At 60.3% G+C, this 24,893-nt stretch carries 28 protein-coding genes and 1 tRNA gene; 21 read left to right on the top strand and 8 right to left on the bottom strand.

Going from position 1 to position 24,893, the window contains the following annotated elements; all coding sequences use genetic code 11:
• The 3 genes from ACGHU1_RS06570 to ACGHU1_RS06560 all read left to right on the top strand — a co-directional run.
• Nucleotides 1–545 (top strand): response regulator (locus ACGHU1_RS06570; RefSeq protein ID WP_390584807.1); only part of this gene is annotated, 545 nt, incomplete at its 5' end.
• 315 nt (nt 546–860) lie between these two features.
• The gene (locus tag ACGHU1_RS06565; RefSeq protein ID WP_390584805.1) at nt 861–1,262 is read left to right on the top strand and encodes a single-stranded DNA-binding protein; all 402 of its coding nucleotides are present in this window, start codon (nt 861–863) and stop codon (nt 1,260–1,262) included.
• Nucleotides 1,263–1,566: 304 nt separating this feature from the next.
• Complete coding sequence (locus tag ACGHU1_RS06560) at nt 1,567–1,788, top strand: hypothetical protein (RefSeq protein WP_390584802.1); 222 nt, start codon at nt 1,567–1,569, stop codon at nt 1,786–1,788.
• 417 nt (nt 1,789–2,205) lie between these two features.
• Here ACGHU1_RS06560 and ACGHU1_RS06555 read toward each other — a convergent pair.
• Nucleotides 2,206–2,282 (bottom strand) — tRNA-Arg (locus tag ACGHU1_RS06555).
• A 308-nt stretch (nt 2,283–2,590) separates the two neighbouring features.
• On the opposite strand from ACGHU1_RS06555, the gene ACGHU1_RS06550 reads away from it, so the two are divergent.
• The 16 genes from ACGHU1_RS06550 (at nt 2,591) to ACGHU1_RS06475 (ending at nt 17,284) form a co-directional block, all read left to right on the top strand.
• Nucleotides 2,591–2,989: a hypothetical protein gene (locus tag ACGHU1_RS06550; protein WP_390584799.1), complete on the top strand. Its 399-nt coding sequence runs from the start codon at nt 2,591–2,593 to the stop codon at nt 2,987–2,989.
• Between the two features lie 30 nt (nt 2,990–3,019).
• On the top strand, nt 3,020–3,511 hold the full coding sequence (locus tag ACGHU1_RS06545; RefSeq protein ID WP_390584797.1) for an MmcB family DNA repair protein: 492 nt from the start codon (nt 3,020–3,022) through the stop codon (nt 3,509–3,511).
• A 64-nt stretch (nt 3,512–3,575) separates the two neighbouring features.
• The gene (locus ACGHU1_RS06540; RefSeq protein WP_390584794.1) at nt 3,576–4,364 is read left to right on the top strand and encodes a sterol desaturase family protein; all 789 of its coding nucleotides are present in this window, start codon (nt 3,576–3,578) and stop codon (nt 4,362–4,364) included.
• Nucleotides 4,364–4,798, top strand: coding sequence for a DUF2141 domain-containing protein (locus tag ACGHU1_RS06535; RefSeq protein ID WP_390584792.1), 435 nt, complete (start codon nt 4,364–4,366; stop codon nt 4,796–4,798). Before ACGHU1_RS06540 ends, ACGHU1_RS06535 begins: the two co-directional genes overlap by 1 nt.
• Nucleotides 4,799–4,925: 127 nt before the next feature.
• The gene (locus tag ACGHU1_RS06530) at nt 4,926–6,947 is read left to right on the top strand and encodes a hypothetical protein (RefSeq protein WP_390584790.1); all 2,022 of its coding nucleotides are present in this window, start codon (nt 4,926–4,928) and stop codon (nt 6,945–6,947) included.
• Nucleotides 6,948–6,979: 32 nt separating this feature from the next.
• Nucleotides 6,980–8,131, top strand: a complete 1,152-nt coding sequence (locus ACGHU1_RS06525) for a phosphatase domain-containing protein (RefSeq protein ID WP_390584788.1) — start codon at nt 6,980–6,982, stop codon at nt 8,129–8,131.
• A gap of 32 nt (nt 8,132–8,163) precedes the next feature.
• Complete coding sequence (locus ACGHU1_RS06520) at nt 8,164–9,096, top strand: alpha/beta hydrolase (protein WP_390584785.1); 933 nt, start codon at nt 8,164–8,166, stop codon at nt 9,094–9,096.
• Between the two features lie 10 nt (nt 9,097–9,106).
• Nucleotides 9,107–10,501, top strand: a complete 1,395-nt coding sequence (locus ACGHU1_RS06515) for a M48 family metalloprotease (protein WP_390584783.1) — start codon at nt 9,107–9,109, stop codon at nt 10,499–10,501.
• Between the two features lie 38 nt (nt 10,502–10,539).
• The gene (locus ACGHU1_RS06510) at nt 10,540–11,253 is read left to right on the top strand and encodes a DsbA family protein (protein WP_390584780.1); all 714 of its coding nucleotides are present in this window, start codon (nt 10,540–10,542) and stop codon (nt 11,251–11,253) included.
• Nucleotides 11,253–12,266, top strand: a complete 1,014-nt coding sequence (locus ACGHU1_RS06505; RefSeq protein WP_390584778.1) for a hypothetical protein — start codon at nt 11,253–11,255, stop codon at nt 12,264–12,266. The genes ACGHU1_RS06510 and ACGHU1_RS06505 overlap by 1 nt, the downstream gene beginning before the upstream one ends.
• A gap of 104 nt (nt 12,267–12,370) precedes the next feature.
• A complete protein-coding gene (locus tag ACGHU1_RS06500) occupies nt 12,371–13,633 on the top strand; it encodes a sensor histidine kinase (RefSeq protein WP_390584776.1) in 1,263 nt (420 codons plus the stop codon).
• The gene (locus ACGHU1_RS06495) at nt 13,630–14,424 is read left to right on the top strand and encodes a LytR/AlgR family response regulator transcription factor (protein ID WP_390584772.1); all 795 of its coding nucleotides are present in this window, start codon (nt 13,630–13,632) and stop codon (nt 14,422–14,424) included. Before ACGHU1_RS06500 ends, ACGHU1_RS06495 begins: the two co-directional genes overlap by 4 nt.
• A gap of 52 nt (nt 14,425–14,476) precedes the next feature.
• Nucleotides 14,477–15,337, top strand: a complete 861-nt coding sequence (nadC, locus tag ACGHU1_RS06490; protein WP_390584847.1) for a carboxylating nicotinate-nucleotide diphosphorylase — start codon at nt 14,477–14,479, stop codon at nt 15,335–15,337.
• Complete coding sequence (locus ACGHU1_RS06485) at nt 15,309–15,785, top strand: hypothetical protein (RefSeq protein WP_390584848.1); 477 nt, start codon at nt 15,309–15,311, stop codon at nt 15,783–15,785. Before nadC ends, ACGHU1_RS06485 begins: the two co-directional genes overlap by 29 nt.
• Nucleotides 15,769–16,479 (top strand): ribonuclease T, encoded by a 711-nt coding sequence (locus ACGHU1_RS06480; protein WP_390584770.1) that lies wholly within the window; start codon nt 15,769–15,771, stop codon nt 16,477–16,479. The genes ACGHU1_RS06485 and ACGHU1_RS06480 overlap by 17 nt, the downstream gene beginning before the upstream one ends.
• Nucleotides 16,480–16,534: 55 nt before the next feature.
• Nucleotides 16,535–17,284 (top strand): STAS/SEC14 domain-containing protein, encoded by a 750-nt coding sequence (locus ACGHU1_RS06475; RefSeq protein WP_390584767.1) that lies wholly within the window; start codon nt 16,535–16,537, stop codon nt 17,282–17,284.
• Between the two features lie 326 nt (nt 17,285–17,610).
• On the opposite strand, the gene ACGHU1_RS06470 is transcribed toward ACGHU1_RS06475, so the two are convergent.
• Both ACGHU1_RS06470 and ACGHU1_RS06465 read right to left on the bottom strand, forming a co-directional pair.
• Nucleotides 17,611–18,039, bottom strand: coding sequence for a nucleoside deaminase (locus ACGHU1_RS06470; protein WP_390584844.1), 429 nt, complete (start codon nt 18,037–18,039; stop codon nt 17,611–17,613).
• 51 nt (nt 18,040–18,090) lie between these two features.
• Nucleotides 18,091–18,330: a hypothetical protein gene (locus ACGHU1_RS06465; RefSeq protein WP_390584764.1), complete on the bottom strand. Its 240-nt coding sequence runs from the start codon at nt 18,328–18,330 to the stop codon at nt 18,091–18,093.
• Nucleotides 18,331–18,562: 232 nt separating this feature from the next.
• On the opposite strand from ACGHU1_RS06465, the gene rpmB reads away from it, so the two are divergent.
• Nucleotides 18,563–18,850, top strand: a complete 288-nt coding sequence (gene rpmB / locus ACGHU1_RS06460) for a 50S ribosomal protein L28 (protein WP_390584762.1) — start codon at nt 18,563–18,565, stop codon at nt 18,848–18,850.
• Between the two features lie 73 nt (nt 18,851–18,923).
• Here the strand turns inward: rpmB and ACGHU1_RS06455 are convergent, their stop codons facing one another.
• The 4 genes from ACGHU1_RS06455 to xseA are packed head-to-tail and all read right to left on the bottom strand — an operon-like array spanning nt 18,924 to nt 22,585.
• Nucleotides 18,924–19,895: an esterase-like activity of phytase family protein gene (locus ACGHU1_RS06455; RefSeq protein WP_390584759.1), complete on the bottom strand. Its 972-nt coding sequence runs from the start codon at nt 19,893–19,895 to the stop codon at nt 18,924–18,926.
• A 1-nt stretch (nt 19,896) separates the two neighbouring features.
• On the bottom strand, nt 19,897–20,862 hold the full coding sequence (locus ACGHU1_RS06450; protein WP_390584757.1) for a peptidoglycan DD-metalloendopeptidase family protein: 966 nt from the start codon (nt 20,860–20,862) through the stop codon (nt 19,897–19,899).
• 4 nt (nt 20,863–20,866) lie between these two features.
• Complete coding sequence (locus ACGHU1_RS06445) at nt 20,867–21,070, bottom strand: DUF2093 domain-containing protein (RefSeq protein WP_390584754.1); 204 nt, start codon at nt 21,068–21,070, stop codon at nt 20,867–20,869.
• A gap of 24 nt (nt 21,071–21,094) precedes the next feature.
• A complete protein-coding gene (gene xseA / locus ACGHU1_RS06440) occupies nt 21,095–22,585 on the bottom strand; it encodes an exodeoxyribonuclease VII large subunit (protein ID WP_390584753.1) in 1,491 nt (496 codons plus the stop codon).
• On the opposite strand from xseA, the gene purD reads away from it, so the two are divergent.
• The gene (gene purD, locus ACGHU1_RS06435) at nt 22,584–23,855 is read left to right on the top strand and encodes a phosphoribosylamine--glycine ligase (protein ID WP_390584752.1); all 1,272 of its coding nucleotides are present in this window, start codon (nt 22,584–22,586) and stop codon (nt 23,853–23,855) included. The genes xseA and purD overlap by 2 nt on opposite strands.
• Here purD and ACGHU1_RS06430 read toward each other — a convergent pair.
• Nucleotides 23,852–24,802, bottom strand: coding sequence for a LysR substrate-binding domain-containing protein (locus ACGHU1_RS06430; protein ID WP_390584750.1), 951 nt, complete (start codon nt 24,800–24,802; stop codon nt 23,852–23,854). The two genes, purD and ACGHU1_RS06430, sit on opposite strands and share 4 nt — an antisense overlap.
• Nucleotides 24,803–24,893 lie beyond the last annotated feature (91 nt).

Genomic DNA, 24,893 nt, shown 5'->3' with positions numbered 1-24,893 from the left:
GGCTGGCGATCTCTAGATCGCTCGCCGAAATGATGAAGGGATCACTTGCTGTCGAAAGCGAAAGGGGGAAGGGATCGACTTTTACATTGCGCGTTCCGCTCAAAATTGCAGATGCACCCGCCGGTGATCCCGTGTCAGATGAAACGGATGCGCATTCATTTGATTTCGATGGCAAGGTTCTTGTCGCAGAGGATCACCCGGTAAATCAGGCGATGGTGTCGGCCATGCTTAGAAAGATCGGGGTTGAATTCGAACTGGTTAGCGATGGTGCGGCAGCAGTGAGTGCCGTTACCAAGGCTGATCGAACCGGGCGACCGTTCAAGCTCGTTCTCATGGATATTGAGATGCCGGTTATGAACGGTGTTGAGTGCGCGCAAGAACTGCGAGCAGAGGGCTTTGGAGAACAGGCGCTGCCGATCGTTGCGCTTACTGCAAACGCGTTCTCAGAAGATGTTACGGCATATCTTCAAGCGGGAATGCAGTCACACCTTGCCAAGCCATTGCGCCTTGATGAGCTGGTGCGGGAACTAAGGCATTGGGCATAGGACTGGCAACTAAGTGCTCTGCAAACCGGTCTACCGAATGCTGATTAACGCAAGGTCACGCGAGCCTTCAGACCCGCACCCGATACCCATCCGGGTTTTGTCGCGAACAGTCCTGAACCAGGTCAGCTGAGGAGCCGCAACCCGTTCCTTTGACGGCCGTGTTGTCGCGCTTCGCGCGCCTGCCCGCACCACCCGTCATGAACAGGTTCCCCTTGGAGCTTCGCTCCTGCGGTGCAGTCCTCCCATGCCCTGCTTCTTTCAGCTGTTCGCAAGCCGGAGATGGTCTCCGGTTTGAGGAACTGAAGGAATATCACCATGACCAATATTGCAATTCTCACCGGCCGCATCGCCCGCGATCCGGAAACCCGCGAGACCAAGGGCGGCACCAACGTTACCGGCATCACCGTCGTCACCGATCGCCCCGCGCGGGACAAGGACGGCAAGACCTACAAGGATGAGAACGGCTACACTGCCAAGGAAAGCGAGTTCCACCGGGTGACCTGCTTCAACGGCCTCGCCAAGACCGTCGGGCAGTACTGCACCAAGGGCCAGCTGGTTTCCGTCCAGGGCCGCATCCACTACACCCAGTGGGAGGACAAGGACGGGGTCACCCGCTACGGCACCGAGATCCTCGCCGACAAGGTCGACTTCCTCTCCCGCGGCAATGGCTCGAGCGACGAGAACGACGACAACAAGGATGCTCCCGAGATCGACTGACGCCGAGCATCACCGATCCCCATCAGAGGGGCGCTGTCCAGACCGGACAGCGCCCCTTCTTGTGTTATCCAAACTATTCGACGGGGGGCTGGCTCACGGTATTCCCATTTTGATGGGCGTCTAACCAGCGCGTCAAGGACGGTAGGGTCCTACCATTTTGCCTTCCCTTCGCAGCGCTGCGATCCGACAAAATCGTTACCCCTACCGCCGCTTCACGGTCGCCCATGCGGGCGATCCCTGACCCGCCAGCCGTAAGCCCATCCGTCCTGCTCCTGCCGTCAACGGTAGGCATCAGGAGGATACAATGGTTTTACTTGCTCAGCACAATTCGAACTCGGATCGCTACTTTACCGCACTGGTTGTGGCAGAGCGCCGGGCGCAGCACAGCTTCTTCGATCAGCACATCGTTGAGGACCGGGAGCTCGGATATGTCGCGATGGACGAGGGCGACTACAATGCACTTCCGGCGCACCTGGCAGCCCGTGTCGTTCATACGGTCCATGGGGCAAAGTCGGGCGAGTTCTGACTGTGGGATCAGGGCAGGGAACGGGAACGGTTCCTGCCCCCTTTTCCTTGTTCGCAAAGATACGATCAATGCCCGTAGAGTTCCGCAGGACAGTACTCTGTTCGGGGCAGGATTGGACGACGAAAGTTATGAGCAGTTTGGCTTTCCGAAATGGCTATTTGTTACCAAACTGACCTCCAGTGAGAACAAACTTGCATTCGCACCTCTTCCCTTCAAGCCCGGTTTGGGCTAGGAAATCCGCGTGAAACCAGTGCCTTTGCTTTCATTGAACGGTCGGGGTGGTGGTGGATCAAACCATGTATATATGGGGAACAACTTCGTGCACACCGTACGCGGCGGATATGCGCGCTTTCGCAACGCATGCGTCGAGTTTCCGTCCGTCCGCCATCGGACCGTTTCAGACATAATTTTGGAAAATGGTGCACCCGACTGGATTCGAACCAGTGGCCTTCGCCTTCGGAGGGCGACGCTCTATCCAGCTGAGCTACGGGTGCTTTGTGCTTACGCGATGCTTACGCGGAAAGAATTGCAATGTGAACCCAATCCTGCGCAGTCACTTAAGCGACTGAAACTCTGAACTTTTCCTTCAAAACAATTCGCTAAAACCGGCTTGACACCTGCCTTCGGAGGGCAGCGCTCTATCCAGCTGAGCTACGGGTGCTTGCAACAATGCGCAATCGCATCGGGCGCGCCGCTTAGCAAGGGGCTGCGATGAGCGCCACCAAATTATCGTGTTGGCCTCGCACGGTGCCTTGGCGCGGTTTAACCTTTCGGCAAGGCCTCGGTGAGTATTTACATTCTCATGTCAGCATTTCCTCCGCAGCAGATCCGCGCCATGCGCGATACCGTCCAGCAGGCCGCCCGTCCGGTTGCCGCGCTTGCGAAAAGATGGGACGAGCTGCACGCATCGGCGGCAGAACTTGCGCATCATGCAGGGCTCGCGCCGGATAACGCTGTAACGGATGCCGCCACATTCGAGGACGCACTTGCCAAAGCTCATCAATGGCAGCGTGAGGCAGTATGGCAGGGTATCGAGGATATCGACGCCATGATGCAGCCGGGCCTTACCGCGCTAAAAACGATCGTCGCGCGCGGGCAGGATGCAGCCGCACCAGCGCTGGCATTGTGGCGGGAATTTCATTTTGCGCGCGAAGCCGTGTGGGCGACTGTCGGTGCGCGGGAACCTGCCACAGCGGCTTGACTGTGTTCGCTCTATGTTCCAGCAAGGGGCATGGATTTTTCAACACCCGATACGATTGATTCGCCCGCCACCGCGAAGGATGTAGCGCGCGGTATCATGCGCCTGTTTGCGCGCAATGATATCTGGTGCCTTTCCGAAGTCCCGCTGAAAAATGGTCGCCGTGCCGATCTGATGGGTATCGATGCAAAAGGTCTGGTCGTAATTGTCGAGATCAAGGTGGCGCGCGGCGATTTACTTGGCGATTCCAAGTGGCCCGATTACCTCGATTTTTGCGACCGGTTCTATTGGGGCGTGCCCCCGGGACTGGACCGTAGCCCGCTGGAAAGTGACGGCTATCATCCGGATGATTGCGGTGTGATTGTCGCTGATGGTTACGATGCGGAGATTTTGCGCCACGCACCGCTTGATCCGCTGGCCGCTGCTCGCCGGAAAGTTCAGGTGGAGCGGCTGGCGCGCATAGCCATGCGGCGCAGCACCGCGCTGATCGACCCGCATTGCAGCGATCCCGGCAACGCGGGATAACAAACAAACCGCTGCATCCCGATTGGGTCTATCGCGCACCGCATTTGCGGCATAGGTTGCTGTCATGCTTCCCGCTGACATGCCCGTCCTGCTAGCACTGCTGATTGTAAGCGCGGTGACCTCTGTCTTTGTTGCTGCGCGTTATTTCGCGGCGAGCGGACTGTTCGCTGTCCTCACACAAAAGATGCGGCCAGGCCTTTACGATGGGCGCGGCGCGCAGATCGGGCGGGAGATCCGCTGGTCGCTGATCGCAGCGCTGATTTACGGGACACCGGCTGGCATGGCGCTGTGGGCGTGGAACCATCTGGGCTGGACGCAGCTTTACACCGGATTTGATGATTATCCGCTGTGGTATCTGCCGCTGTCGGTGCTGCTCTATCTGTTTGCGCAGGACACGTGGTTTTACTGGAGCCACCGCGCGATGCACAACAAACTGCTGTTTCGCATCATGCACGCGGTCCATCATAAAAGCCGCCCGCCCACAGCATGGACAGCGATGAGCTTTCACCCGATTGAATCGCTTACCGGCGCGCTGCTCATCCCGCTGCTGGTTTTCGTTGTTCCGATCCATATCGCGATGCTTGGCATTGTGCTGAGCGCGGCGACCATTATGGGCGTGACCAATCACATGGGCTGGGAGATGTTTCCGCGCACGCTCGTTCATTCCCGGTTGGGAAGCTGGCTGATAACAGCAAGTCATCACGAGAAACACCACGAGGAGTACCGATGCAATTTCGGCCTTTATTTTCGTTTCTGGGATCGGGTTTGCGGGACCGATCGCGGGCTGTCGCAGCGTATGAAAGAGGGCGCGCGTGCCAGCCCTTCCAGCAAAAAGGCAAAGGTGCAGGCCTGATGCGCGCAGTCATCCTTTTAGGCGCGGCGGCGTTGACCGCGATGGCAGCGCCGGCCGCCGCTGGCGAAGTGACGATCACCGTCACCGATCTACGCTCCAGCGATGGGGTGGTGCGTGCTTGCATGACGACTAAAGAGGATATCTTTCCCCGCTGCATCAAAGACCCCGCATCGCACCGCACGGTGGTGCCCGCAGGCGAAAACGTGACCATCCGTTTCACAGGTGTTGAACCGGGCAGCTATGCCATCGCGCTGCTGCATGATGAAAACGACAACGGCAAGGCGGACCGCGCGCTCGGCATGATGCCGAAAGAAGGGTACGGCTTTTCTCGCGATGCAAAGGTGAGCATGGGCCCGCCCAAGTTCGAAGACGCAGTGTTCGACCACGATGGAACAGCGCAAAACCTCGCAATCACAATGCGATATTTTCTGTAAGGCGACGGCGTAGGTCCAGTCGCTAGCCTCGAAAAAGCGGTCAGTTTTCACAGATGACTTAACGCAATGTTTACCACGCATGTCCAGAACCGGGCCTGTAACCGTTTAACAAGGGACGGATGTGGTAATGGACAATCTGCGGGGCACTTTTGAATCCGGCGACCTGGCAAGCGATAGCCAGGGCTGGGACGCCCACGAAGACGAAGACGAAGTCGTACGCGATCTCCCGCCCGAGGCTATCGGTCAGGATGAACGCCGGATGCAGGTTCGTGCCTACAATCACTGGGCCAGCCTGCTGGGCGACCGTTCCTTCCCGTCAATCGAAGACCTTGAACCGCATAATCTCCCCGATTTCGGCCCCAACAGCGTGCTGCTCGATTTTTCGGGCGGCATCGAAGACCCGGCCGTGCAGTATCTGGGCGGAGAGCTGGCCGAGGAATGCGGCGCACAAGGCCACATCGCGCAGCTTTCCGATGTTCCGCCGCGATCGCTGCTGAGCCGTATTACTGACCACTACATGCAGATCCTCGCCAATCAGGCACCGATTGGATTTGAGGCAGAGTTCGTCAACCAACGCGGCGCTTCGATCATGTATCGCGGCATCTTGCTGCCGTTTTCCAGCGATGATGAAACCATCGATTTCATTTACGGCGTCATCAACTGGAAAGAGATCGCTGATCAGGTTACGGCAGACGAGCTTTTGCTGGAAATCGACCAAGCGCTCGACGGCGAAGACGATGCTGATATCGCCGAAGACGAACCGCACAAACACCACAGCGATCCCGTCACCGATTGGGCGGATGCTCCGGCGGCAGAAACAGGCGAAGACGCTGCGGAATTGCTCTCCGATATCGAAGATGCGGATCACATCGAAGAAGCGGCTGACACCGAAGGCGCCATTCTCGACCTTGAGGTGGAGGCGGAGTTTGAGGAGAACTCAAATGACGATAATGTCGCGTCGCTTGGCGGGATCTTCGGCGGATCGGCCGATGACAGCGATCTGCCAATGCCTGATTTTGGCCAATACGGCCTCGACGATCCCGAAGACGAGGAAGAGGACGATACCGGCGCTGGATACAGCTTTGCCTCGCTGACAGATTTCATCGAAACGCCGACGAAAAAGGCAATCGATCTGGACGCGGAAGAATTCGATCCTGCTGACTATCAGGTCGAGAACGCCGACGAGGACCCTGTCATCGAAGAACCCGACGACGTTCTCGATCCAGTCGATTCGCAGCCTGTAAGCGAGCATGACTGGCGCAGCGATGCTGAGCCAGCCGACAGTGACGAAAGTGCCGAAGCGGATTGGGACGAGATTCGGGCGCAGATTGCTCCTGAAACCTCTCATGAAACCGAAAGCGTGGCTGATGCAACCGATGCAGCCGGCGATGGAGTTTGTGAAGGCGACGCCGAGGATAGCGACGCCGGTGAAAATCACATCGATGAGGGCAGCCCCGAAACACCGATCATTCAGCTGACCCCGCCGGAACCGTCCGCTCCGCAGCCAGCCATGGTCGAGCATTCCGACAGCCAGCTTGGCGAAGATGCAGGTCTGCACGATTTCCTTGCCTCGGCCCGCGAACTCGCGAACGAAGCCCGGATCAGCGAAGACCGCAGCCGCACTGCGCTCTATGCAGCAGTTGGCCGCGCCTACGACTTTTCGCTCGCGGCAAAGGGCGCACCGCAGGAATACCGCGAGCTCATCGAGGAAAACGGTCTGACCTATCAGGACCGCGCGCCGATGACCCCGGTGGTCAAACTGGTATTCGGCAGCGATTACGACAAAACCCGCCTGACCGAATATGCGGCCGTTTTGGCCCACGCCCACCGCCTTGAACTCGCGCGAGGAACGCTCGCTGCGTTCCTTGAAAAAACCGAAGGTGGGCTGAAAGGCATGGTCGCATCCGAACGCCGTATGCGGCGCGAGGAAACCGGCAAAACAGTCGAGCCGGAGGATGAAATCCGCCGCGCATTGGCTGAAAAACTGCGCGAACTGCAAGAACTCACGCTTGAGGCTATCTCGCGTGACGGCCCCGAATTCTCACTCGTGATGGTTCGCCGTGACGGCAATGGCGGTCTGTCAGTGGTGGGTGAAATCGACGAGGATATCCGGTTGATTGAGCGCGCGGCCAAAAAACTGGTCGGTTAAACAATTGACTGCAAACGTGCGGCAGTTGGCGCATGTTTGGCATCTTCAAGTATCGCAGGCCGCTGCTGGTCCAGCCGTTTTACGGCTACCGCAATGCTGAAACCCTTTTCCTACCGGTGCGTGCGCTTCGCGGTAAAGAGCCGGCTTTCAACGAAAGCGGCGCGCTTAAATCCTTCAGAACGATGCTGGGCCAATACGCCTCGCACGAGGTTGAAGGGCTGGAAATCGATCTCGAGTTTGAAACTGGCAGCGGCGATGTGATCCGCCGCAATGCGGTCACCAATGCCGAAGGTTTCGCCCATTTCGACATCTATTTTGATGATAAGCAGGACCTTCCGCTGCAATCCGGTTGGGACCGGGCGCGCCTTTCCTGGAGTGCACAGGGCGCGACCATTCCCGCAGGCGAGACCGAGGCTTTCGTGCTTGCACCGGGGCGCGAGGCTGGCATCGGCGTTATTTCGGATATTGACGACACAATTCTTGAAACGGGTATCACCGGATCTGCGCGGGCTATCCTGCGCAATTGGAAACGAGTGATGATCCAGATGCCGGGCCAACGTTCGGCGGTGCCCGGCGCGCACGGATTTTACGAAGCACTGGGCGGCCAACCGATCGCGTATGGCAGAGACGGCTCACCGCGTGCTGCATCAGTCCCGCAGGCCCGGCCCCGACCTGTATTCTATGTGTCGTCCAGTCCGTGGAACCTATTTGCCTATCTCGTCGCCTACAAACTGGACCGCGAAATGCCGCTTGGTCCGGTTATGCTGCGCGACTGGGGCTTTAACCGCAAGACATTGGGATCAAAGGGGCACGGATCGCACAAACAGGACGCGATCGAGCGCATTCTTGCGACCTATCCGCACCTGCGCTTTGTCTTGGTCGGCGATGATACACAGAAAGACCTCGTCGCGTTCGGAGCGGTTGCGGCCAAATCGCCTGACCGCATCGCGGCGATTTTCATCCGGCAGGCGGCAGGCGAAGCCTTGAGCGAGAAAGAAATCTCGGCAAAGACGGGCATTGAGAAAGCCGGCGTCCCGCTCTGGATGGGCGAAAATTACAGCACGGCGCATGAATTTCTGTCCGGTGCCGGCCTTGAACTGGACGCCCCGCTCAAAACGCTGGTAGAAACCGCGAGCGAAGGTACCAAACCGCCCGTCGCCGAGGATGCAAAAGCCGCCCGATGAGCACGGTCAAAACTGGAAAGAGGCGGCGCGTAATGGTCTGGACAATCGCGACAATCCTGATCGTTCTGGCAGGTGCGGGCGGCGCGCTGCAATTTGCGATCCAGCGCAATGGCCCTGCGGTGTTGAGCGTCGTTGACCGCGTTACAGGCGGCGCGCGCGAGGCCGAGCAGAAAGCGGTCGTTTCGACCGGGGATCACCCCCAGCAAAAGCTTGTGGTCTGGGGCCGCGACGATAGCGCAGCTGCGACAGGGCCGCTGCCCGTGCTGCTGTTTGTGCATGGCGGCAGCTGGCGGTCCGGCGACCCGGAGGATTACGGCTTTGTCGGGCGAGCATTTGTACCAGAGGGGTTCGTCGTTGTACTCGGCGGTTACCGCCTTGGTGAAGCCGGCGCCTATCCGGCCATGCTCGAAGACACGGCGCGCGCGATCGGATGGACCCACCGCGAAATCGCGCAATATGGCGGCGATCCCGACCGAATCGTAATCGCTGGTCATTCGGCAGGGGCATACAATGTCGTGATGGCATCGCTGGAAGATCGCTGGCTTTCATCACAGGGACTGTCGAAAGACGATATCGCAGGCGTTGCTGGGCTTTCGGGACCATACGATTTCTACCCGTTCGACAGCGAATCGACCATCGACGCTTTTGGAGAAGCGGCCAACCCGGAAGCGACGCAGCCGCTGGCCCATATCCGCAGCGACGCGCCGCCGACTCTGTTATTGCACGGTGAGAAAGACACGCTGGTTTATCCGCGCAATTCACGGCTGCTGAAAACGGAATTGTCGCAGGCAGGCACGCCCGCCGATGCGCATTTCTACCCGAATATGGAGCATAACGACCCGCTGATCTCGCTCGCCGCGCCGTGGCGTTCGCGCCGCGATGTTGCTGACCGGATCGCGCAATTTGCAAAATCCGCCGCATCGCGCGCGGCAGTTTCAGTTCCCGTTCAGGACGAAACCCGCTAGCACTGGCGGCATGACCGCTCTGCCCATCCCCGACCGAACAGCGCAGGCATTGCGCCTGGCCGCTTATGCACTGGCCCTCATGGCCAGTTTCATGATGGCGGCAGGCCCGCTCGCCGCGCAGTCGATCCTGCGCGATGCGGAAACGGAACAATTGCTGCAGGATATGGCAGCGCCGCTGATTGAGGCATCCGAACTGGAGCCGGGAAATGTCGAGATCGTGCTGATCAACGATCCGTCGATCAATGCCTTCGTGGCGGGCGGACAGGTGGTTTATGTCCATGCCGGGCTGATCAACGCCGCAGAAAACGCCAATGAAGTGCAAGGCGTAATCGCGCACGAACTGGGGCACATCACCGCCGGACATGTCGTCCGTTTTGAAGAACGGGTGCGCACTGCACAGGGCATTTCGATCCTTTCGCTGATCCTCGGTGTCGGGGCTGCACTGGCCGGAGCAGGCGACGCGGCGCTAGGCGCAATGATGGCGGGGCAACAGGCGGCTATGGGCAGCTTCCTTGCCTTTAATCGCAATCAGGAAGCATCCACCGACCTTGCAGGCGCGCGGTATCTTTCGGGCGCGGGCATTTCCGGGCGCGGATCGATCAAGTTTTTCGAACGCCTGCGGAACCTGGAAATTCGCGCCGGTTACAGCCAGGCCGACGATGCAGCCTACACGCGCACCCACCCGCTTTCCGGTGACCGCATTCAGGTTCTTCGCGACCTTTACCGGCAAGACCCCGCATGGGACGCGCCCGTTGATGCCGAACTTCAGGACCGGTTTCTGCGGGTGCGGGCCAAGCTGTATGGCTACCTTGCCGAGCCGAAACGCACGTTCAACATCTACCCGGAAAGCGACGCCAGCGTGCCCGCGCGCTATGCCCGCGCCTATGCCTATCACAAGGACGCGCAGGTCGAAAAAGCTCTGGCCGAAACGCAAAGCCTGCTCGCGCAGGAGCCGGACAATCCTTATTTCCTCGAACTCGACGGCCAGATCTTGCTCGAATCGGGCAGACCGGCAGAGGCGCTGGAGCCGCTGCGCCGCGCGACCGAGATGACGCGCAACCAGCCGCTGATCGCAGGCATGTTCGGGCACGCGCTGATCGCGACAGAGGACAAGGCAAACTATGCCGAGGCGGAACGCGTGCTGCGCGCAGCCGTGGCAAAGGACCGTTACAATCCGTTCGCATGGTATCAGCTGGGCGTGGTCTATGCCGCACGCGGTGATATGCCGCGCGCACGGCTCGCCAGCGCGGAACAGCAGGTGATGAACCGCCAGTACCCAGAGGCGCTGCGCAATGCGCAGGCGGCAGAGGCGGGGCTTCCCGTTGGATCGCCAGACTGGATCCGCGCGCAGGACGTCGCATTGCAAGCGCGCAGCGAACTGGAACGTTTGCGCGACGCGCGCTAATACCGGCGCAAACGCACCTGAACTACGGACCCCGACGCATGGCTATTTCTTTCCGCACCACCCTGCTGGTTTCGCTGCTTGCGCTGATCTTTGGTTTTGCGGGTGCAGCGGCGTGGTCGTTATCCGGCCTCGCCGACGACCGGACGCGCGCCTACATGATGGAAAATCCCGAAATCCTCGAAGAGATGGTCACCGCCCTGCAAACAAAGCAGGCGCGCGAACGGCTGGCTGATGTCGGCACGGAGGCTTACACCCCTTTTCCCGGCGCCGTGATGGGCAATCCCGACGGGTCGAAGGTGCTGGTTGAATTCACCGATTACAATTGCGGATATTGCGAAGCGAGCCTGCCCGATGTCACCCGGCTGATTGCAGAGGATCCCGACCTTAAAGTGGTGCTGCGCGAAATGCCGCAATTCGATGGCAGCGAGGCAGCTTCGCGGATGGCGCTCGCCGCGGCGATGCAGGGCAAATACAGCGAGTTTCACGCAGCAATGTTCAGAATGGGCCCGGCCAACGCACAAACAGCCGAACAAGTCGCGCAAAGCATCGGCATGGATGTCGATCGTGCCAAACGTGACGCGGTATCGAATGCAATCACCGCAGAGCTTGAGCGCAACGCTTCACTGGCGCAGGCGCTCGGCTTTACAGGAACGCCCGGCTGGCTTGCCGGGGATATCCCGATCAACGGCTATGTCGGCTTTGACCAGATGAAAGAGGCGCTGGATCGGGCCGGTCCGGCAATCGGCGGTTGATGCGCAAAGACAGTTTGCGAGGACGTTTCTTTGCGAAAGTCGCCGCGCTCGCAATATGCTGCGGCGCGCCCGCTGCGGCATCAACCAACGATGCATATGACGAGGTCAATCTTGCCAAGGAACGGGCGGCGATTGCGCAGTTTCAGACGATGGACCAGAAATTGCAGGATGCAGGCTGGCGCCTTGCCACGGGGAATGCCGCATTTTGCGAAAATGCGATACCGGCGACAGGGCTGCAATTGCAGGATCTCGCCAGCTACGCAAAACCCGATATCGCCCGCGCCGCGTTGGGAATGACCGGGAGTTTCGCAGTGCAAACCGCGGCGAGCGGATCGCCAGCCGCCGCCTCAGGCGCTTTCCCCGTCAACCGCGAGATAACGCAGATCAGCGGCGTGGACCTTAATCTTTGGGAAGCGCGGGACCGGCGCGACTGGCGGCGGTTAAAACGCGCGCATGACTGGATGGACAGCGAACTCGCCCGGACCCGCAAACTATCGGTGACTTTCGCCAACGGTGAAATGGTTACTCTGGACCCTGACATGGCCTGCGCCACCCGGTTTGAACTCGCCGCACGAAATAGCAGGGCCGTCGCCGATGGGCAGCGGGTCGTGATCGGCGCAGGCTTCGATGGATTTGATTATTCGCTGGATGCCTTTGCCGCCGGCGTCGCGCACGAATTGGCGCACAACCTTCTGCGCCACCGCGAATGGCTTGATCGCAACGGCCGCAAGCGCCGCAATGTGCGCGCGACGGAGCGCGAGGCCGACCGGCTGATGCCGTGGCTGCTTGCCAATGCCGGATACGACCCAGAAGCGGCCGCGACGTTCATGGAGCAATACCGGCCCGTCAGCGGCGCGGTGCTGTTCTTTGGCGGGTCGCATGACAAATGGCAGGACCGCGCTGATAGCGTGCGCGCGCAGCTTCCCCTGATACGCCAGCTGATGGAGCGCGAAAACGCAGCCGACTGGTCGGTCCATTTCCAGCGCCAGATCGATCCGTCCGAGGGATTGTAACAACGGGAAATTTCCTGGGGTTCTGCGCCAAAGCGGTTCGCCTATGCGCCGATAGTTTCGAAAACTTCCTGCAGTGCGCGGCAAAATCGGCTAACACGCTCCCCATGGCCGTGCTTCCAATCCAGCCAACGCCGTTTTTCGCGAGCAAGAACCGCGCGTTCTGGAACCTCCAGCTCGCCGGTTGGGGCGGCGCATTTCTGCTGCGCGCGGTGTCGGCGCTCGCCAATGGGCAGCCGCTTGATCTGCTCGCCATGATCCTCGTGACCACGATTACCGGATTTTCGATAACGCTCGTCCTGTCGGTCATTTACCGCCAGCTGATCGACCGCCAGCCGATTGTAACCTGGGGCATGACCGCCGTCGTGCTGATCGGCTCGGTCATCGTCTATGCCTCCATCGATGCGTGGGTGCAGGGCATTTATTACGGCATTGCAAGCGAAACCAGTTTTGCGCAGCGCCTGATCGGCCTGTCATACATTCCGCTGACATTGCTGGGCGGTTGGAGCGCGCTGTATTACGCGATCAATTTTTTCCTGACGGCAGAGCAGCAGGCGGACCGGCTTGAGCGGCTGGAGGCGCAGACAACCGCTGCGCAGCTTGCGATGCTGCGGTATCAGCTCAACCCGCATTTCCTGTTTAACACGTTGAATTCAATCAGCACGCTGGTCCTGCTGAAACAGACAGAGCCTGCCAATGCGATGCTGACGCGCCTTTCGAGCTTTTTACGCCACACGCTGATTGCCCAGCCGGGGAGCCAGGTTACGCTGGATCAGGAGGTCGAGACACTTGGCCTCTACCTTGATATTGAACGGATGCGGTTTGAAGAACGGCTGCGCACTCATTTCGATATAGAGGATAGGGCGATGAACGCCTGCCTTCCCTCGATGCTGCTGCAACCGCTGGTCGAAAACGCAATCAAATACGCGGTCAGCCCGCAGGAAGAAGGCGCGCGGATTTCTGTCGTCGCCCGCGTGGTGGGCGGACGCCTTCGCATGAGCGTTGAGGATAGCGGCCCCGGCCTCGACCTTGGCATCGATCCATCGATGGATAACGCGCTGTTCGATCCAAATGGCCTGCCGATTGATGGCCGGCCTGTATCCACCGGGGTCGGTCTGGCGAATATACGCAACCGTTTGACGCAGGCTTACGGTGACAAACACCTGTTTGAGACCCGATCAGAGCCGGGCGGCGGGTTTAAGGTATTGATAGAAATACCTTATGACCCGGTGCAGGCTGACGAACCCGAAGACACCTCCGGTTCAGATTCAAAATCAGACGATGACACCCCCGATGCAGCCGCCCCCGAAACGGCTGCGCACAATGTCATCACCCTTAACCCCCAACGCGCCATTGGATCATCCAAATGACAATTCGCACAATCCTGGTCGATGATGAAAAACTCGCCATTCAGGGCCTGCAGGTCCGGCTCGAACCGTTCGAGGATGTCGAGATTATCGACACCTGCTCAAACGGCCGCGAAGCGATCCGCAAGATCAAGACTGAAAAGCCCGACCTCGTTTTCCTCGACATCCAGATGCCCGGTTTCGACGGGTTTTCTGTCGTCAAAGGCGTGATGGAGATCGAACCGCCGCTGTTTGTCTTCGTCACCGCATTCGAGGAGCACGCAATCCGCGCGTTTGAGGCAAATGCCGTCAATTACCTGATGAAACCGGTGGACGAGGACAAGCTGGCTGACACGATAGAACGGGTGCGCATGCGCATCGCGGAGAAGAAATCCGCCGAAGATGCCGACCAATTGCTCGACGTGCTCGCCGAAGTGGCGCCGGATCGTGCCGCCGATTTCGGCGATACCGGCGAAACGGGGGCCGAACGGTTTGAAAAGCTCATCAATGTAAAAGATCGCGGCAAAATCTTCCGGGTGGAGGTCGAATCGATCGAGCATATTGAGGCCGCGGGCGATTACATGTGCATCTATACCGGCGACAATTCGCTGATCCTGCGCGAGACGATGAAAGACCTTGAGCGCAGGTTGGACCCGCGCAAATTCCAGCGCGTCCACCGCTCGACCATCGTCAATCTCGATCAGGTCCGTCAGGTAAAACCGCACACCAACGGCGAATGCTTTCTGGTGCTGGATTCCGGCGCAGAAGTGAAAGTCAGCCGCAGCTACCGCGACGTGGTTGCGCGCTTCATCTGATTGGCAGGCCGCGGCGCTTGAGACGCGGGCCAAAACCGGCCACATGGCGTCTATGACATTCACGCTCCCCGGCTTCGACCTCGCCCGCTTCATCCGCGACACTCTGGATGAGGATCTGGGTGTCGGGCTGGACGGCGGGGGCAAGGATGTGACCTCCGATAGCGTCATTCCGGCAGACGCGCGCTTTGCCGGCGTGATGGACAGCCGCGATCCCGTGGTGGTCGCCGGCCTGCCGCTGGCCGAGGCATTTTTTCGCCACCTTGATCCCGAGGTCGAGATAGAGGCGCTGGTCGAGGACGGCGACGCCGTAAAGGCGGGCACGGACCTGATGCGGCTGAAAGGCAATGCCCGCGCGCTGCTCACCGCAGAACGCAGTGCGCTCAACATTGTGCAGCACCTGTCCGGTATCGCGGCGATGACGCGCGAATATGTGGACGCGATGGACAATGCGCACTGCACTCTGCTCGACACGCGCAAAACACTCCCCGGACTGCGCGTGCTGGAGAAATACGCGGTGCGGATGGGCGGGGCGCAGAACCACCGGATGGGCTTGTGGGATGCCGCCATGATCAAGGATAACCACGTCGCGGTCGCAGGCAGCGTTGGCGAAGCGGTTCGCCGCGCACGCGATGCCGGGGTGAAGCCGATCATTTGCGAGGTGGACCGGCTCGACCAGATCGAACCGGCGATAGAGGCAGGCGCGCACCACCTGTTGCTCGACAACATGCCGCCCGATGTCCTGAAACAGGCCGTTGCAATGGTGGCCGGGCGCACCGCAACCGAAGCCAGCGGCGGCATCAATCTCGACACGATCAAGGCAAAAGCTGCGAGCGGGGTCGATTACTGCTCGGTCGGCAGGCTCACGCAAAGCGCCCCCGCCGCCGATGTCGGGCTGGATTTCACACCGCTATGAAAGCCCCGCTTTGAAGACGGCAAAAGGTCCGCGCCCTCTTTCCATAAAGCTGTTTGCCGCGATTTGCGCGCTGGCAGCTGTGATCGCGCTGGTTAGAGGCTTGCTCGATCCAATGGCGGTTCAAGCGACGTTCTGGTTTTATGCAGGCGTGATGCTCAGCCGCGATATGGCGATTGTCGCGCAATTCTCCCTCTTCACCATCGCGCTGATACCAATCATCTGGATCTACTTCATCGCAAGTCCCGCCGCGCGCTGGATCGTCGTATTCTTTGGGCTGGTGCGGCTGTGGCCCTATGCCGCGAACCCGTCCTACCTGCCTTATGCAGCGCAGAGTGATCCGATGGAGCTTGCCGCACCGGTGTTGCAGATTATCGCAATCGCGCTGCTGTTTACGTCCGATTCCCGCCAATGGTTCGTCTCAAGGGGCAATCATGCTCAGACCGTTTAGTGCTCTCATCGCGCTCGCCGCCCTTGCCGTGCCTGCATTAGCGCAGGCGCAGGCTTATCAATGCCGCGCGCCGCAGGTTTCCAGCGTGCCGCAGGTCAGCCCGAACAGCCGCCCGCGCCAAATGCCGGTGACCGGCTATACAATGGCGCTCAGCTGGTCACCGGAGTTTTGCAAGCCGCGGCAGGACAGTCGCTCTCACAAGGTCCAGTGTTCGGGCGACAATGGCCGGTTCGGGTTCGTTGTTCACGGATTATGGCCGCAGGGCGCAAATGGCAGGTGGCCGCAATGGTGCCAGGCGCGCCAGGTCCTTACTCCGCGAGAGGTGCGCCGCAATATGTGCATGATGCCGTCCGCCAGCCTGATAGCGCGCCAATGGGCAAAGCACGGCGGCTGCATGACCCGCCGCCCCGAAACCTATTTCAAAGTCACGCGCATCTTGTGGGACAGCCTGCGCATCCCCGATTACGATCGGATCAGCCGCGAAGACGATCTGACCGCAGGCCGCATCCGAAAGGCCTTTGCCGATGCCAATCCGGGCTGGAGCGCCGCGCAGGTCGGCGTGAAGCTGAACGAGCGCGGCTGGCTGCAGGAGATCCGGCTATGTTACGGAGCGCGCTTTCGCCCCACCCGCTGCGATGATCGCCGCTATGGCGCGCGCGATGGTGTGCGGGCGAAGATATGGCGGGGGCTTTGAGCGAAATTTGATACATATCAATGCGCGCCGCCTTTGACACCGATAGCCTTGGACCATGATCAACATCGAAAAACTCTCCGAGAATGCCCACCTCATTGTGGTGATGGAGAAATTCCATCAGGCCGATGCCGAGAAAATTATCGAATTCGCAAAATCACGCGAGGAGGCCGGTGGCGGCGGCCATCTGCTTGCCGACCTCACCGCGATGGCGGGTTTCACATGGTCCGCTGTCTCGGTCGAATTGGCGCATATCCCTACCCTGATGAAGTGGGTCTACGGCCTTGAGAGGATCGCAATCATATCCGATGATGACTGGATACGGACCGCCTCGCGGCTGGAAAGCGCCTTGCTTCCGGGTGTAACCTACGAAGTCTATGACGATGACGAGGCGGATGCGGCGCGTGCATGGATCATGGAAGAAGCAGAGGGTCCGCACACAGGCGCATTCCGCGAGCTTGATATCGGCAAACCGGAAATTGCCGCATTCGAGCTTTCGGGCCGCCTCGATCGCGAAGAATCCGAACGCGGTGTGGCAATGGTGCGCGCACGGATGGCGGAAGACGATTGCTCGCGCCTGATGATCGTCATCAAGCATTGGCATGGCTTCGATCCCGACACACTGCTCAGCAGCGCCGTGGCGAGCGGCAAGCTAGATTTGATCGGCAAGCTGGATCGATATGCGATTGTCGGGGGTCCGAAGTGGATCGGCAGCATGGCAGGTGTGGTGGGAGCGCTGTTGAAACCGGAAATCCGCGCGTTCGATCTCGACAAGCGGGATAAAGCGATTGCTTGGCTCGGCGGCTAAAAAACATCAACCTCTGCACCGCATGAATCGCAGTGGTTCTTCAATGGCCAATTGATCGGAAAAAGAGGGGTGATAGCCGAGTAAAATCGGTCGCCACACTCGAAGCACCGCACCGAGATTGCCGCATATAGACCCAAGCCAAATGCGAGAAGAGCCAGGATTGGCCCGACAATAAACAGAAGAAGCACCGAAAGAAGCACAATGCCCGTGTCTGGAATTGCAAGGCTTACAATGATCGGCACTGCAAAGAGCAAGACGGCACTGTAGCTGGCCCATGTCATCAATCGGCTTAGCCATCTGATGCGCGATTCTGAATGCCCCTCCATTTATCGCCGCGCTTTGAAAAATTCGCGCAGCAACTCTGCCGCCTCATCCTCTCCCATGCCCGAATAGACCTCAGGACGGTGGAGGCATTGTTCTTGCTCGAACACGCGCGCGCCGTGTTCCACCGCGCCGCCTTTCGGATCGCTGGCGGCATAGTAGAGCCGTCCGATCCTCGCATGGGAGATCGCACCTGCGCACATGGCGCACGGCTCCAGCGTGACATACAGATCGCAGCCGGTCAGGCGTTCTTGGCCAAGCGTTTCCGCCGCCAGTCTCAGCGCGCGTATCTCTGCATGGCCGGTCGGATCGGGCGGATTGCGGGTGGCATTGGCGGCCACCGCGATCACTTCGCCGCCCGAAACGACAGCGGCGCCGACAGGCACCTCGCCCGCCGCCGCCGCATCGCGCGCCGCATCAAGGGCGCGCAGCATCGGTGCAGGGACCGGCCAACGTGTAACCGGCCCCGTCACCACTTTATCTGCTTACTCGTCGCCAGTGACTGGCTCGCCTTCGGCATCATCCTGATCGACGTCCACGTCGAGCGTTGGCGCTTCGATGTTGGTGTCAACATCCACATCAGCCGGCTCCACGTCGAATTCCGGCATGTTGCCTTCGGACACTTCCACTTCGGGCAGTTCCATTTCTTCGGTCTGGTCCACGTCACATGCCGTGAGAGCAAAAGTGGCTGCTGCGGCGAATGCGGCGGTGGTTATCTTTTTCATTATCCATCCCCTAAATTAGATCCGGTGCTGGATGGGCACTGAAAGAGTTGTAGCATTTCAATAGGCAAGCACAACTGGAGCGTCGAATAAAACATTCCGGTCGCGCCGCGCTGGGCGAGTTTGCTTGACGATTCGCAAGTGCCCGGCTATGCGCGCCGCTTTCCGGGATAACCCGAATTTTTGGGCCGCCGAATCGCTGGCAGCCTCCAACTGTGAACAGATGAGAGATATCATGTCGCGTATTTGCGAACTGACCGGCAAGGGTCGCCAGGTGGGCAACAATGTCAGCCACGCCAACAACAAGACAAAGCGCGTCTTCCTGCCGAACCTGCAGAACGTCACGCTGCTTAGCGAAAAGCTTGAGCGCGGTTTCAAGTTCCGTGTTTCAACCCACGGTCTGCGTTCGGTTGAGCACAATGGCGGACTGGACAACTGGTTGCTTAAAACCAAGGACGAAAAATTGTCCTCGCGCGCGCTCAAGGTAAAGCGTGAGCTGAAAAAGGCTGCCAAAGCCGCCTAAGGCTAACACTGTAATTCAATTGCCAAAAGGCGCGCAGGGCAACCGCTCTGCGCGCCTTTTGCGTGTGCGCCGGCTATTTCACGGCAGCAGGATCGAAAACCAGTTTCACCACCAATGTGCGCTGGATAGCGGCGAGATTGTCATCCGCAATCAGCCACACCTCTACCATACCATTCGCCGCCGGGCGCACAGCCAGCCCTTCATAATTTTCACGCGGGATAACGCCTGTCAGATCCAGCGCAATTTGCGGAGCCCAGGCCTGCGCCTGTCCGGCAGCCGGAGCGGGTGCAATCGCAATCTTGCTCTCGAACGGGGGCATGCCGCCCGCAACAGCGACGTTGCGCAGCAGCAGCAGCACTCTGCCATCGGGCAATTGCGCCAGATCGGTGGCGCCGTGCCCCTCTACCGGGGTAAGGTAGGCAAAGGTCTCGTAGCCGGGCGCGGCGACGGGATCTGAGGCAAAGATCAGTCCAGTCCGGTCCCCTTCTGGCAAAATCATGAACCGCCCGTCATCCAGCCGGACCATCCCCTCTGCCCCAGAATTGTCGCTCCAGCCCAGCGCCTCGGCATCCAGGTCCACCGCGCCGGTCGGCTCATGATCAGGGGAATAGCGATGGATGGCGTGATCGTTTTCAAACGCCAGCCAGTATGTGCCGCTCGCCGGATCGCGGGTCGCCGCCTCGATATCGACCAGTCCATCCTGCCGGTCGGAGATTATCGGCTGAAGCGCGATTTCATACTCTTCGCCGCGCAGATCGGGGCGAGTAAACCCGAACCGTCCGCCGCGATCGGAAAAGCTGACAAACCGCGTGCCGGTCGGCAGCATTAAAGCGGAATATCCGCCGAACAGGAGGCTGCGCTCTCCGCGATAGTGCCACACGCCCGCGACGCTCCATCCCGGAGTGCCGGTTTCGCCCGACCCCTGAATTTGCGTGACTTCGATGCGGTCAGGCGGCGCCCATGTGACCGGGGTTCGGACAAAGGTGCCGGGCGCGCAAATCACCGCAATCAGGATCGCCGCGATCAGGCGGCGCTTGCTGCGCATTTTAGCTCATGGGACCGGTAAACAGCAGCGGATCAAGCCGCGCATCGTTCCATTTGAGGCTCCAGTGCAGATGCGGGCCGGTGGCGCGGCCGGACGCACCGACATTGCCGATATACTGCCCCTGTTTGACCTCATCCCCCTCGCTCACAGCGATCTTAGATGCATGAAGGAATGCACTGTTTAGGCCGTTACCATGGTCAATGATGATCAGCCCGCCTTCAAGACTGAACCCGGTGCGAGCGAGCACGACGACGCCCTGCGCGGGAGAGGCAAACGGCACACCATTTCCCGGCGCGATATCGATGCCCGAATGATAGCTGCCCGGTTCGCCGCGATAGATGCGCTGCCGGCCAAAACGGCCCGAAATGCGCCCTTTTACCGGCCAGGCGAAATCCTGCTTCCAGCCGTGCGCACCGGTGGTTTTTGCGCGTGCGCCTTGGATCGCGTTCCATTCCGGCTCGCGCTTTTTCCACCACGCCTCGCTCGTCCCGCCGCCGCGTTTCGCGACATTGACCCGTTCAATCTGCCACTTGCGCGGTGCCACGGTGATTTCTTCGGAATAGGTGCTGCCATCGCTCAGTTCCGCCCATAACGTCAGCGCATCCGGGCTGTCACGGTCAAACGCCGCAAAGAATGACCGGTCGTCTTTATCATAAGCGAGCGACTGGTCGCCCAGCTTTGCCCTGCGAGTGCCTGCGGGGACGGTGCCGCGGATCCAGCCGCCCTGCGTCAGCTCTCCGGCATAGGAAAATTCTGGCGGAGCGGCGAGTTTTTCAATTACGGCCACCGCGATGGGCGGAGGCTGGGTTTGTGAAGGCTGGGTTTGCGCAGATTGGGCGGCCGGGGCGGGGGTAGAGCCATCGGCAGCAGGAGCGGCCGCCAGATTGGGCTGTCCGGCGCTGGCACAGCTCATCAATCCGGCAAAAGCCACGCTGACCAGTCCCAGCGGCACAAAACGATGCAGCATTGACCTATCCCTGATCGAGCAGGCGGCGGGTCGCGATATCAGGCGATGCATACGCCTCTTGGTGCTCGGCGCTCCAATACCGCAAATCTTCAAGCGGGATGACCTCGCCCGACACGGCGCAAAACACGTGCTGGCCAGGGCGCAGCACGCGGAAACTGCCGGGCGCGTAATACAGCTTTGCGGCTTTATCGCCGGAGGACATCAACATGGCTTCTCTTCTAACAGTACAGGGTCAGTCAAACAAATCGTCCTGACGCGCGGACGTTCCGGCCTTCGCGCGCGGTTTCGACTTTGTGCGCGGTGTCGCAGGCTGGCCAGGTTGAGCAGGGCTGTCCGCAGCGCCGGTATGCACATCAAGCACATCATCCTTGAATCGGAGCTTAAGCGCGGCCTCTTTTTGCGCCTGCACTTTGCTCGTCATCGCCTTCCCGGCTGCGTCGGTGACGATGGCATAGCCGCGCTGCAGCGGTTTTTCAGGGTGAAGCTGCTCAGCGAGACGGGAAAGCGCCGCCAGCTGGTCGCGCCCGGCAGAAATCGGCCGTTCAATCAACGCAGGGGTTAGCCGTGCCTGGTCCAGCCGCCGCTTTGCATCCGACCATGAACGGGCAAGCATTTGCGGCGAAAGACGCGCTTGCACGCCGGCCAAACGCTCCCGCCCCTGCCCCGCGCGGTCCATCAGGCCGCGCCTAAGCCGCTCCGCCAGATCATCGAGCCGCTGCGTCTGCGCCTGCACGACCTGTTCGGGCTGTGGCAGGCGCCGCACGCGCGCCTCCAGCCGTTCCCGGCCCAGTTCCACCGGGCGATAGACAGCGCGGCGCTGGCGAGCCGCAAAATCGGCCAGTGCCGCATCCAGATCGGCGCGAACAGGAACCGCCATTTCCGCCGCCGCTGTCGGGGTTGGCGCGCGCCTGTCTGCGGCATGATCGGCCAGCGTCGTATCGGTCTCGTGACCGACCGCCGAAATAACCGGAATGGTACACTCGGCGATGGCGCGAACCACTGCTTCTTCGTTGAAGCTCCACAAATCCTCGATCGAGCCGCCGCCGCGCGCGACGATCACCACGTCTGGGCGCGCCACCGGGCCAGCTGCAGGAAGCTCAGAAAACCCGCGAACAGCGCCCGCGACCTGATCAGCCGCGCCCTGTCCCTGCACCAGCACAGGCCAGACGATGACGTGGCTGGGGAAACGGTCGGCAAGGCGGTGAAGTATGTCACGTATAACCGATCCGGTTGGCGAGGTGACGACACCGATAGTCTTGGGCAGAAATGGCAGATCGCGCTTTCGCTCCCGCGCAAACAGCCCCTCTGCCTCCAGCCGGGCGCGAGTTTTTTCAAGCAGGGCGAGCAGCGCGCCCTCGCCTGCCATTTCCAGACTCTCGATCACAATCTGGTATTTCGAACGCCCGGCATAGGTCGTCAGCTTGCCGGTTGCGATAACCTCCAGCCCGTCTTCCGGCACGAATGCCAGCCGGTTCGTGTTGCCGCGCCACATTACCCCGTCCAGCACCGCTTTGTCGTCTTTGAGGGCGCAATACAGATGCCCCGACGCCGCGCGCTTTACTCCCGACAGCTCGCCGCGCAGGCGCACATGACCAAAACGGTCCTCCACCGTGCGTTTCAGCAGCGATGAAATCTCGGTGATCGAGAGCGGCTGGGCGTTGTCGCCCTGCGCCACGCGCGCTACCAGCCTGTCATTGTCTGAATTGGAGGGCTCGCGAGCCATGAATATCCTTCTGCTGGGGTCCGGGGGACGCGAACATGCTCTAGCATGGCAGCTGGCGCAATCCACCAGCTGCGATCACCTGTACGCAGCTCCGGGAAATCCGGGAATCGCTGAGTGCGCCGAGATTGCAGATGTGGAAGCAGGCGATCACGAGGCGTGCATCCGGTTCTGCGGCGCGCAAGATATCGCGCTGGTCGTTATCGGTCCCGAAGCGCCGCTGGTGGACGGTCTGGCCGACAGTTTGCGCGCTGCGGGCATCGCCGTTTTCGGCCCATCCAAAGCCGCCGCCCAATTGGAAGGATCGAAAGGTTTTACCAAGGATTTGTGCGAGCGCGCGGGTATCCCCACCGGCGGATATGTGCGCACAACTTCGCTCGATCGCGCGGTGGCAGCGCTCGACAACTTCACAGCGCCCTATGTGCTGAAAGCCGACGGTCTTGCAGCGGGTAAAGGCGTGGCAATCGCCCCGGACCGCGAAGAGGCTGAAGCGGCGCTTTCCGACATGTTTGGCGGCAGTTTCGGCGAAGCGGGCACGGAAGTTGTGATCGAGGAATTTCTTGAGGGCGAGGAAGCCAGTTTCTTTGCCATCACCGACGGCACCTCCATTGTCCCCTTCGGCACGGCGCAGGATCACAAGCGCGTCGGTGAAGGCGACACCGGCCCCAACACCGGCGGGATGGGCGCGTATTCGCCCGCTCCGGTCCTCACACCGGCGCTGCAGCAACGCGCTATCGACGAGATTATCCGCCCCACGGTCGATACGATGCGCGCCGAAGGGATGCCCTATTCCGGCGTACTGTATGCAGGGCTCATGCTGACCGAAAGCGGGCCGCAGCTGATCGAATACAATTGCCGTTTTGGCGACCCCGAATGCCAGGTGCTGATGATGCGGCTGGAGAGCGATCTGGCGCAAATTATGTTTGCCTGCGCATCGGGTGAACTGGATGCGGTGAAGCCCGAATTTTCGGCGAAAACGGCACTGACTGTGGTCATGGCGGCGCAGGGGTATCCCGGCACTCCGGCCAAAGGCGGCGCAATCGACCTTGGCTCTGCCGAAACCGGCGGCGCAAAGGTTTTTCACGCAGGAACATCCACAAGCTCCTCTGGTCTGGTGGCAAACGGAGGGCGCGTTTTGAACGTCACGGCGACCGGCGCGAACGTAACCGAGGCGCAGGAGGCCGCTTACGAAGCGGTCGATGCGATCAGTTTCGAAAGCGGGTTTTGCCGCCGCGATATCGGCTGGCGCGAAGTGGAACGTGAACGCGGTTAGGCGCGAAGCTCTGTAAAAGCGGGATCAAGCACGCCATCGGGATCGCCTGCGAGGCGGCTCTCCAATTCCGCGGTAAGCCATCGCCGGAACGCACGCACTTTGGCTGAATGCCGCCGCACTTCTGGATAGACCAGCTGGAATATGCCTCCCGGCCAGACAATAGCATCGCCGATCCGTTTTAGCCGCCCGTCAGCCACCTGAGAGACAAACAGCGCCGGTGCGAGGATCGCTATGCCGTTCCCGCTCATCGCGGCGGCGGCGTCCAGCACCTGGGAATCAAACTCGAGTCCGCGCGGCAGGTTTGCACGGTCCGCAGGCCCGCTATTCGGGCAGCGATCCGTATCCCACACTTGCCACCACGCCGTGCCCGGCGAAATGCGCAGGCCCTCGGGCGTTTCCGGATCTGCACCCCGCAGTTCCGCGTGCTGCGCGATAAATTCAGGGCTGGCAAATGGCGCAATGCCGAGCCGCATTAGGAAGTGCGATTCAAGACCGGGATCGACCGTGCGCGACAGCCTGATAGCCACATCGGCCTCACCCGCATCCAGATCGGCATAGCGGTCACTCACCTCGATACGGACCGCTATGCCCGGATTGGCGAGTTGAAAAGCGCCCAGACGCGGCGCGAGGAAATTGGTCGCCAAAGTTTGAAAGCACGCGATCGAAAGCACCGCATCCTCGCTTTCATCAAGCGAAGAAAATGCGCTTTCCATCGATGCAAAAGCCCGCGCGATCTTGGGCGCGAGGGCTTCACCCGCCGGGGTCAGCTCCATGAAGCGGCCTTCGCGTTTGAACAACACCGTGCCAACGCGCTGTTCAAGGTTCCTGATCTGATAGCTGACAGCCGCCTGGGTGAGGCCCAGCTCCTCCCCTGCGCGGGTGTAATTGCGGTGCCGGGCCGCTGCCTCAAATGCGCGGATCGCGGTAAGGGGCGGCAGGTTACGCATAAAGTCATCATAAGGTCAGCTTATGATTTTGGCTAGCTTTTCATTCGGTTTCGAGCGGCCCCGGGTTCACTTTGTGCCGGTCACTCATGAA

The organism is Erythrobacter sp. MTPC3 (assembly GCF_042854385.1).
Taxonomy (GTDB): Bacteria; Pseudomonadota; Alphaproteobacteria; order Sphingomonadales; family Sphingomonadaceae; genus Erythrobacter.
Note: the sequence above shows the minus strand (reverse complement) of the source record. Positions and strands in the feature narration are given on the sequence as shown.